This is a genomic window from Mesorhizobium sp. 1M-11 (assembly GCF_001303895.1).
In the GTDB taxonomy this organism is placed as follows: domain Bacteria; phylum Pseudomonadota; class Alphaproteobacteria; order Rhizobiales; family Rhizobiaceae; genus Mesorhizobium.
The window spans coordinates 50,893-59,612 of record NZ_LJSD01000067.1 but is presented as its reverse complement, the minus strand read 5'-3'; the positions used below and the strand labels follow the sequence as shown (position 1 = coordinate 59,612).

The 8,720-nt window shown below is 61.6% G+C and carries 6 protein-coding genes and 1 pseudogene; 2 read left to right on the top strand and 5 right to left on the bottom strand.

The genetic code is table 11. The annotated features are described in order from the left end of the window. Window positions 1-24: 24 nt before the first annotated feature. The 4 genes and pseudogenes from istB to AO692_RS27580 all read right to left on the bottom strand — a co-directional run bounded on the left by istB (window position 25) and on the right by AO692_RS27580 (window position 4,530). A complete protein-coding gene (gene istB, locus AO692_RS27600) occupies window positions 25-753 on the bottom strand; it encodes an IS21-like element helper ATPase IstB (protein WP_054308547.1) in 729 nt (242 codons plus the stop codon). Next, window positions 686-2,252: pseudogene (gene istA / locus AO692_RS27595) on the bottom strand (IS21 family transposase). Before istA ends, istB begins: the two are co-directional and overlap by 68 nt. A 467-nt stretch (window positions 2,253-2,719) precedes the next feature. Continuing rightward, complete coding sequence (locus AO692_RS27585; RefSeq protein ID WP_348271481.1) at window positions 2,720-3,982, bottom strand: amidohydrolase; 1,263 nt, start codon at window positions 3,980-3,982, stop codon at window positions 2,720-2,722. Beyond that, the gene (locus tag AO692_RS27580) at window positions 3,892-4,530 is read right to left on the bottom strand and encodes a GntR family transcriptional regulator (RefSeq protein WP_054313255.1); all 639 of its coding nucleotides are present in this window, start codon (window positions 4,528-4,530) and stop codon (window positions 3,892-3,894) included. The genes AO692_RS27585 and AO692_RS27580 overlap by 91 nt, the downstream gene beginning before the upstream one ends. Window positions 4,531-4,840: 310 nt before the next feature. On the opposite strand from AO692_RS27580, the gene glpX reads away from it, so the two are divergent. Beyond that, window positions 4,841-5,824, top strand: a complete 984-nt coding sequence (glpX, locus tag AO692_RS27575; RefSeq protein WP_054313254.1) for a class II fructose-bisphosphatase — start codon at window positions 4,841-4,843, stop codon at window positions 5,822-5,824. A 62-nt stretch (window positions 5,825-5,886) separates the two neighbouring features. After that, entirely contained in the window at window positions 5,887-7,671 is a 1,785-nt protein-coding gene (recJ, locus tag AO692_RS27570; RefSeq protein ID WP_054313253.1) for a single-stranded-DNA-specific exonuclease RecJ, read from the top strand. A gap of 26 nt (window positions 7,672-7,697) precedes the next feature. On the opposite strand, the gene AO692_RS27565 is transcribed toward recJ, so the two are convergent. Next, window positions 7,698-8,669 (bottom strand): patatin family protein, encoded by a 972-nt coding sequence (locus AO692_RS27565; protein ID WP_054313252.1) that lies wholly within the window; start codon window positions 8,667-8,669, stop codon window positions 7,698-7,700. Between the last annotated feature and the right edge of the window lie 51 nt (window positions 8,670-8,720).

Below are 8,720 nucleotides of genomic sequence, written 5' to 3'. Positions count from 1 at the left end.
GCGCGGATCGGCGTTATGGGGTGATCAGGCGCGGTTCTTGAATCGCCAGGATTCGTTTCCGGTCTCGATGATCTCGCAGTGATGGGTGAGCCGGTCGAGCAGCGCCGTCGTCATCTTGGCGTCGCCGAAGACAGCGGGCCATTCGCCGAACGCCAGATTGGTGGTGACGATGATCGAGGTGCGCTCGTAGAGCCTGCTGATCAGGTGGAAGAGCAACTGCCCGCCGGCTTGCGCGAAGGGCAGATAGCCGAGTTCGTCGAGGACGACGAAGTCCAATCGGGTCAGGTAGTCAGCGATACGGCCCTGCTTGCCACCGCGGTGCTCGGTCTCGAGCCGGTTGACGAGATCAACGACATTGAAGAAGCGACCGCGCGTCCCGTTGCGGATGAGGGATCGGGCAAGGGCAATCGCCAGATGTGACTTGCCGGTTCCGGTGCCGCCGATGAGAACGGCGTTACGCTGGTCGGCGACGAAGGTGCCGTTGGCAAGGTCCCTGACCAGCACCTCGTTGACCGGCGTGCCGTCGAAGTCGAACTCCTCGATGTCCTTGGCGATCGGCAGCTTTGCGACGGTGAGCTGGTATTTGATGGAGCGCGCCTGCTTCTCGGCGATCTCGGCCGACAGCAGATCGCCGACGATCCTCGGCGGCTCGTGCTGGCGCTTGATGCCGGTCGCCATAACCTCGTCATAGGCACTGCGCATGCCGTAGAGCTTCAACGTTCCCATCAGATCCAGAACCTGCGTGCGTTCCATCAGCTTGCCCTCCTGAGGCTGTCGTAGCGGGCACAGTCGGCCTGCGGCTCATGGCGCAGGCGAAGAGCGTCCGGGGTGAGAATGGTGATGGCTGGCGCCGGATCGCGCCGCCGCGCCAGAATGTTGATGATGACAGCTGACGAGCAGACGTTCTGGTCGAGCGCCTCTTGGCAGGCGGCCTCCACGGCATCGATCCCGTCGGTCAACACCGCAGCCAGGATCGCCACCATCTGGCGATCACCGTCATCCGAGGACTTCAGTCGGCGCCGGGTCCGCTCCATCGCCGAGGGCAGAACCCAGTCCTGGAACGGCGCGCCATTGCGCAATGCGCCGGGCTTGCGGGCGAGCACGGGGACATAGTGCCAGGGATCGTAAATGGTCTCACCGCGCCCGAACGAACGGGCGTGTTCGGCGACGACAACGCCATCCTGCCGGATGACGATCCTGCTGGCATAGGCCTGGATCTCGACCGGTCGGCCCACGGCAGTCGACAGCACCGAGTATTTGTTGTTGTCGAAGCGCACCGTGCAGGTCTTCGATACCGAGGCGGGGACCGTGTGGAAGCCGTCGAAGGGGCCGCGATACTCGACAAGTTTGCCGCGCTCCTCCTCGAACACCTCCCAGATCGTGCGCTCCGGCTGATCGATATGACGGTGCGTCTTGGTGTAGGCGATGCATTTGTCGAGCAGCCAGGCGTTGAGTTCCTCATAGGATTTGAAGCGCAGCCGCGGCGTGAAGAAGCGCTCGCGCACCAGCCCGACCTGGTTCTCGACTTGACCCTTCTCCCAGCCCGACGCCGGCGTGCAGGCGACCGGCTGCACCAGATAATGGCTGCACATCTGCAGGAAGCGGCGATTGTATTGCCGGTCCTTGCCGACGAATACCGTCTCAACCGCCGTCTTCATGTTGTCGTAGATGCCGCGCGTGCAGGTGCCGCCAAAGAAGGCGAAGGCCCGGTCGTGCGCGTCGAACACCATCTCCTGCGTCTCGCGCGGATAGGCTCTGACGAACATCATGCGGCTGTGGCAAAGCCGGACATGGGCAACCTTCACGGTCACAGTCACGCCATTGATGAGGACGATCTCGTGGCTCCAGTCGAACTGGTAGGCTTCACCCGGCGCGAAGAACAACGGCACATAGGCTTCCGCCGTCGCTGATCCCTGCGCCTTCGCCCAGCTCTTGGCGTATCGGCGAACCGCGTCGTAGCTGCCGTCGTATCCGAGACCGCGGAGCTCCTCAAAGATTCGGATCAGCGTTAGCCGCTCGCGCCCCGCCTTGCCGTGATTGCCACCTAAAAGCCCGTCGAGCTGATCCTGCCAGGGGCCGATCTTTGGCATCGGCTGATGCTCACGCTCGTAACGGAACTCCGTCGCGTTCGACCGCAGCACCTTCCGGACAACCTTCCGCGATATCCTCAACTCGCGGCAGATCTCCTTGATCGACTTCCCCTGGACCAGCGAAAGCCGACGTATCTTCGCAATCGTCTCCACAACCAACATCCAAAACAAATGCCCCCGATGAAACCGAAGGCAGTGTGACAACCCTGCGTTACAGGGGTCCTTTTTGGACGCCGGTCACCCCTGAAACGGGGTCCTTATTCCACGCCGAAACACAGATTCTTCAGCGATAGGACTAAGATCCCACCAACGGGAGAACGCGCCGTAGCAGGAATTCAGTCCTGATCTTCCTGACACCAGGAAGCCTTGAAAGGACGTTCCGGTGCAACCGATCGAACTCCTGCATCTCCCTGACGGAGACAAACAACAAATAGTCCGGATTGCCGGCGACCGCGTAACACTCCTCGATCTCGGGATGCCGCAGAAGAGAGCGTTCGAACAACTCCACTGAGGCTGTTGTGAGCGCTTCCAACTCGATCCAGACTGGAATTTTCGTAGCTTCGGACAGGCTTGCCTGTCGCACTTTGTCGCCACGTCCAGGCAAAGCCCGCACTGTCGTTTTGCAGAAGCTAGTTCTGCCTGGCCTCAGCGAGCGAGGCAAAGTAGGAAGCCCCGTAGGGCAGCACCTCGTCGTTGAAATCGAACCATGCGCTGTGAAGTATGCGGCCGTTGTCATCCGGTCCATTGCCGATCCAGCCGTAGCATCCGGGCCGGTCCTGGAGCATGAATGCGAAGTCCTCAACGATCATCGTTTGTGGCGGGTTGGTCTCGATCCTATTGAACACCGACGATCCCGCAGCCTCTGCTGATCGGGCAGCGGATTGCGAATTGATGAGTGTCGGATATTGCTGGACGTAGGAAACCTTGCACTGGGCGCCCGTCGAAAACCCGATGCCTTCCACGATGCGCCGTATCGCGGGTTCGGCCGCTGCGCGCGCCTCGGGAGAGAATGCTCTTACGGTGCCTCGAATGGTGACATTGTTCGGCAAGACATTGTAAGCGTCACCGCCGTGAATTTGCGTGGCGCTCACGACGATTGCATCCAGAGGGTCGGTGTTGCGTGCCGAAATCTGCTGGAGTCCGACTAGGATATGCCCGGCCGTCATAACCACGTCGACGCCTTTCTGCGGTTGAGCAGCATGCATTCCGGTGGACATGACCTCGATTTCGAAGGCATCGCCCGACGCCATCATTGGCCCCGCTTTCACGGCGAAGGTTCCGACGTCCATTCCCGGCCAATTGTGCAGGCCGTAGATTTCATCGCACCCAAACGACTGGAACAGACCCTCCCGGATCATGCGCGCAGCGCCGCCGTCTTCACCGCCCATCTCCTCGGCGGGTTGGAAGATGAAGACCACACGGCCCTCGAAATTTCTCGTCTCCGCAAGGTAGCGCGCAGCACCAAGAAGCATTGTGGTATGCCCATCGTGTCCACAGGCGTGCATGACGCCCTTGTTCATCGAGCGATGCGCAAAATCATTGCGCTCCTCGATCGCGAGCGCATCCATGTCGGCCCTTAACCCGATGGAGCGTGCGCCTTTCCGGCTGCCGTAGAGGACGCCTACAACACCCGTTCCGCCGACACCTTCGGTTACTTCGATTCCGTAGGAACGGAGTTTTTCGGCGACGAATCTGGCGGTCTCCTGCTCCTGGTAGGAAAGCTCCGGGTTGGCGTGAAGATGATGCCGCCACTGCGTCATGTCATCGTGAAACTCGGCGATCCTGTTTATGACGGGCATCGCTATTCTTCCCGGTTTCGTATGTCGTGGTGGGCGAACCGCAAGTGCTCGCTCAGGATTGACATCGCGCCGGCTTCGTCGCCATTCCGGCAAGCCTGAAGCAGTTTCCGGTGTTCGGCGGCCGATTTTTCCGGGCGAGCGACAATGGAACTCGCGATCACCTCCGCAAGCGCCGACGCCCGGTTAAGCTGCTCGATGGTTTTCAGAAGTGTCTGCCGATTGGATGGGCGGTACAGGGCATGATGAAAATCCCAGTTCAGCGCTGAAAGCTTCGACGGTTGCCGTTCTGCTTCCGCTGCGTCGAGCGCCATCTCGGCTTTCGCAAAATCAAGCTTGGTATGGTGTTGAAAGGCGGATTTGAGCGCCAGCGGCTCAAGCAGGAGCCGCATCTCGAACAAGTCGTCGACCATCCCAGGGTCAAGTGCTGCGACCCTTGCTCCCTTGTAGTCTGTTGCCTCGACCAACCCGTCCTCGACAAGTGACTGTAGGGCGTGCCGCAACGGTGTACGACTGACGTTCAGCTGTTCCGACAACGCTTCCTGCCGCAGCGGCTGACCCGGTTGAAAAGTGCCATTCAGGATCAATGTCCTGATCTGGGCTGCGGCTGCTTCAGCTTGTGTTATGTTTGTATCCGAAATCATGATTGTATCCAATATTAGTAGAGGCACGTGTTGTCAACACTTGGGACTTCGCTGCGCACCGGGATCTGGCGCATGTTTCTCTGGCGGGCCTGGAGACGATGGAAAGATAAGATATCCGCAGCCGTCTCTGGCGACGCCAAGCAGAACCATGCCGGCGTGTGCGGCAGAAAAAGCCGTTATCTCTTTCAATCGATTGATATTGTTTCTTGGCCAGGAAAGCTTCTCTCCGGGTCTTGCTGTTGTCATGAGGCTTTGACACAAGAAGCGCGCCTGCGCCTATTGGCGCCTTGCAAATGAGGATTTCCACTTCATGAATGCTATTCAGAACACGATCGCCGGTCTCGACCGAATTCTCACCATGGAACTGGTGCGCGTCACCGAGCGTGCTGCCGTCGCGGCGGCGCGGCTGCGCGGACGCGGCGATGAGAAGGCGGCCGATCAGGTCGCGGTCGATGCCATGCGGTCTGAACTGAACCGCCTCAACATCAAGGGCACCGTGGTGATCGGTGAAGGGGAGCGCGACGAGGCGCCGATGCTCTACATCGGCGAAGAGGTCGGCTCAGGCAAGGGACCGGCGGTCGACATCGCGCTTGACCCGCTGGAAGGCACAACGATCTGCGCCAAGAACCTGCCGAATGCGCTGGCCGTCATCGCGATCGCCGAAAAGGGCAGCCTGTTGTTCGCGCCTGACGTCTACATGGACAAGATCGCCATCGGTCCCGGCTATCCGGAGGGCACCATCGACATCGACGCTTCCCCGGCTGACAACATCGCCAGCCTGGCCAAGGCCAAGGGCGTGCCGGTGAACGAGGTCACGGCCTGCATTCTCGACCGGCCTCGCCACGCCAAGCTGATCGAAGCGGTGCGTGCGACCGGTGCGGCCATCCGCCTGATCGGTGATGGCGATGTCGCCGGCGTCATCCACACCACCGACCCGGAAGAAACTGGCATCGACATCTATATCGGCTCCGGCGGCGCACCTGAAGGTGTTCTGGCCGCGGCAGCCTTGCGCTGCACCGGCGGCCAGATGCAGGGCCGGCTCATCCTCGACACGCCGGAAAAGGTCGCGCGTGCCGCCAAGATGGGTATTTCCGATCCGAACAAGGTCTACCGTGTCGATGAAATGGCGCGTGGCGACGTGCTGTTCGCGGCAACAGGCGTCACAGACGGTAACATGCTGGCCGGCGTGAAATTCGGCCGTAACTACATCACCACCGACACGATCGTGCTGCGTTCCTCTTCACGGACGGTGCGTGAGATCAAGGCCCGCCATCAGGACCTCGATAAGTTTTGATTTTTGCCGGTTTCGCCGTATTGAGCCGTCATGTGGTTCAATACGGCGAATGGTAGCCCCGCATGACCGGTGAAAAGCGGTTCTTCCTCGATGTCAGGCGATCGGCTACCGGGCTTGCCTGGGTGCATCGGCTGTCCGAGCGGCAGGATATGACCGCACTTGCCATTGCCCAGGGCCATGGCGTTCCGGACATCGTTGCACGCGTCCTGGCGGGGCGTGGCGTGACTGCGGTGGGCACCGAGCGTTTCCTGGACCCCACTATCCGCGATCTCCTGCCGGATCCCGCATCGCTGACCGATATGGACAAGGCCGCCATACGGTTGGCCGAAGCGATCATACGCGGTGAAAGGGTCGCCATTTTCGGTGATTATGATGTCGACGGTGCCGCCTCCTCGGCACTGCTCAAGCGCTTCCTGACGCATTTCTCGGTGCCGTCGGAAATCTACATTCCCGACCGCATCTTCGAGGGCTATGGTCCCAATCCCGATGCGATGCGCGAACTGGTCGGGCGTGGCGCGAAACTCATCGTAACGGTCGACTGCGGCACCAACAGCGCGGCTTCCATAGATGCTGCCAGGGAGGCTGGCGCCGATGTCGTGGTTCTGGACCACCATCAGGTCGGCGGCGCGCTGCCGACAGCGACCGCCATCGTCAATCCGAACCGCGAGGACGATCTTTCGGGGCAGGGGCACCTGTGTGCCGCCGGCGTGGTTTTTCTGACGCTTGTGCAAACCGCCAAGCTGCTGCGCGAACGGGTGCCGGATGCGCCGAGACCGGATCTGCTCGCCATGCTCGATCTCCTCGCCCTGGCAACGGTCTGCGATGTCGTGCCGCTGGTCGGCGTCAACCGCGCCTTCGTCGTCAAGGGGCTGCAGGTCGTGCGCCAGCAAAGGAATGTTGGTCTGGCCGAGCTGGCGCGCGTTTCACGCATCGGCGAACCGGTCAACACCTTCCACCTCGCTTTCCTGATCGGTCCCCGTATCAATGCCGGTGGGCGCATCGGCGATGCGGCTCTGGGCAGCCGCCTGTTGGCGACGGACGATCCCGTCGAGGCTCGCACCATCGCTGAAACGCTCGATCGGTTGAACCAGGAGCGCCAGACCATGGAGCAGGAGATGCTTGCCCAGGCTCGCGCCGAGGCCGACGCCGAATTGGCCGGCGGGGATGGGCCGGCGGTGATCGTTACGGCCTCCGACAGCTGGCACCCAGGTATCGTCGGGCTGATCGCCTCGCGGCTGAAGGAGCACGCACGAAGGCCGTCCTTTGCCATCGCCTTCAATGCCAATGGCATCGGCACGGGGTCCGGGCGCTCTGTCGTCGGCTTCGACCTTGGCCGGCTGGTGCGTGAGGCCGCAGACGCCGGCCTGATCGTCAAGGGCGGTGGCCATGCCATGGCGGCAGGCATCACCGTCGAACGCGAAAAGCTTGGCGCTTTGCGTGCCTTCTTTGAAGCGCGCGCGGCTGCCGACGTGTTCCGCCTGCGCGACGAGGAAAGCCTTCTGGTGGATGGCGCGCTCGCCGCGGAAGGGGCAACGCTCACATTGCTCGACACGCTCGAAAAGGCCGGACCGTACGGCACAGCCCATGTGCCGCCACTCTTCGTGCTGCCGCGTCATCGGCTGGTTGACGCGCGTGCGGTTGGTACCAACCACATTCGCGCCGATCTGGCCTCCGAAAGCGGCGGACGCATCCAGGCGATGGCCTTCCGCGCGGTTGACACCACCCTGGGTGAATTCCTGTTCAAGAACAGGGGAAAGACCCTGCACGTGGCCGGCTCGGTTTCGGGAAACTACTGGAACGGCAGCCGCAGCGTGCAGTTCCGCATCACCGATGCGGCGATCGCCTGATCGATAAAAAGGTTGGCGCAGGCCGGCTAGGCCAGAACGGCCTGCAATCGTTTCAATTCCTCAACATGCGCCATCGTTGCTTCATAGCCGAGGCGGATCGCTTCGTCGGCGCGATGGAATTCGGTCAGGCCGACATGGCCGAGCTTGGGCTGCAACGACAGGTCTGGCGGATCGCCCGCCATGCGGGCGCGCGAAATGCGATCCTGGATGATGTTGAAGGCTTCGACCATCATCCCGGTAATGCCGAGCCGCGTTCCTTGCGCTGTGGCATTGGGGTCGAAGCGGCCGGATCTCGGCGCGTCTTTCTGGACCACCAACTCACCGGCATTGTGCTTGATGACGGCGGCGCGGCCGAACAGGTCGTAGTGGAGGTTCACCGCGACCACCATCGGCTGCTCGTAGGCACGGCATACCGATACCGGAACCGGATTGACCAGTGCTCCGTCGGCCAACACACGGCCATTGCAGTTGACCGGTTCGAAGACCCCGGGCAGGGCATAGGATGCCCGCATTGCGGTGACCAGCGAGCCCTGATTGATCCAGATTTCATGGCCCGTCCTCACTTCCGTCGCGACGGCAACGAATGGCTTGGGCAGGTCTTCTATGCGAAGGCCATCGAGATGTTCGCGCAGCCGGGCATCGAGCTTCATGCCCCCGAACAGGCCGCTGCCACCCAGATTGATGTCCAGCAGGCCGAAAATGCGCCGCCGGGTCAGGCTGCGCGCGAATTCTTCCAGCTCATCCAGTTTGCCGGCAAAATAGCAGCCGCCGACCAGCGCGCCGATCGAAGTCCCGGCAATCATCGAGATTTCGAGGCCGACCTCATCCAGGGCGCGCAGGACCCCGATATGGGCCCAGCCGCGTGCCACGCCGCCGCCAAGAGCCAGTGCGATACCGCATTTCTTCGGATGCTTGAGTGCCGGCGCCCCGTCCGACGACGACGGGTCATTCGCTTCGCGAACAATTCCCCTGCCACGCAATGACGCCCATTCGAGCATCACAGTCTCCCTTATCCCACGGCCATCTTACGAAATGGCCGTATCGAAATC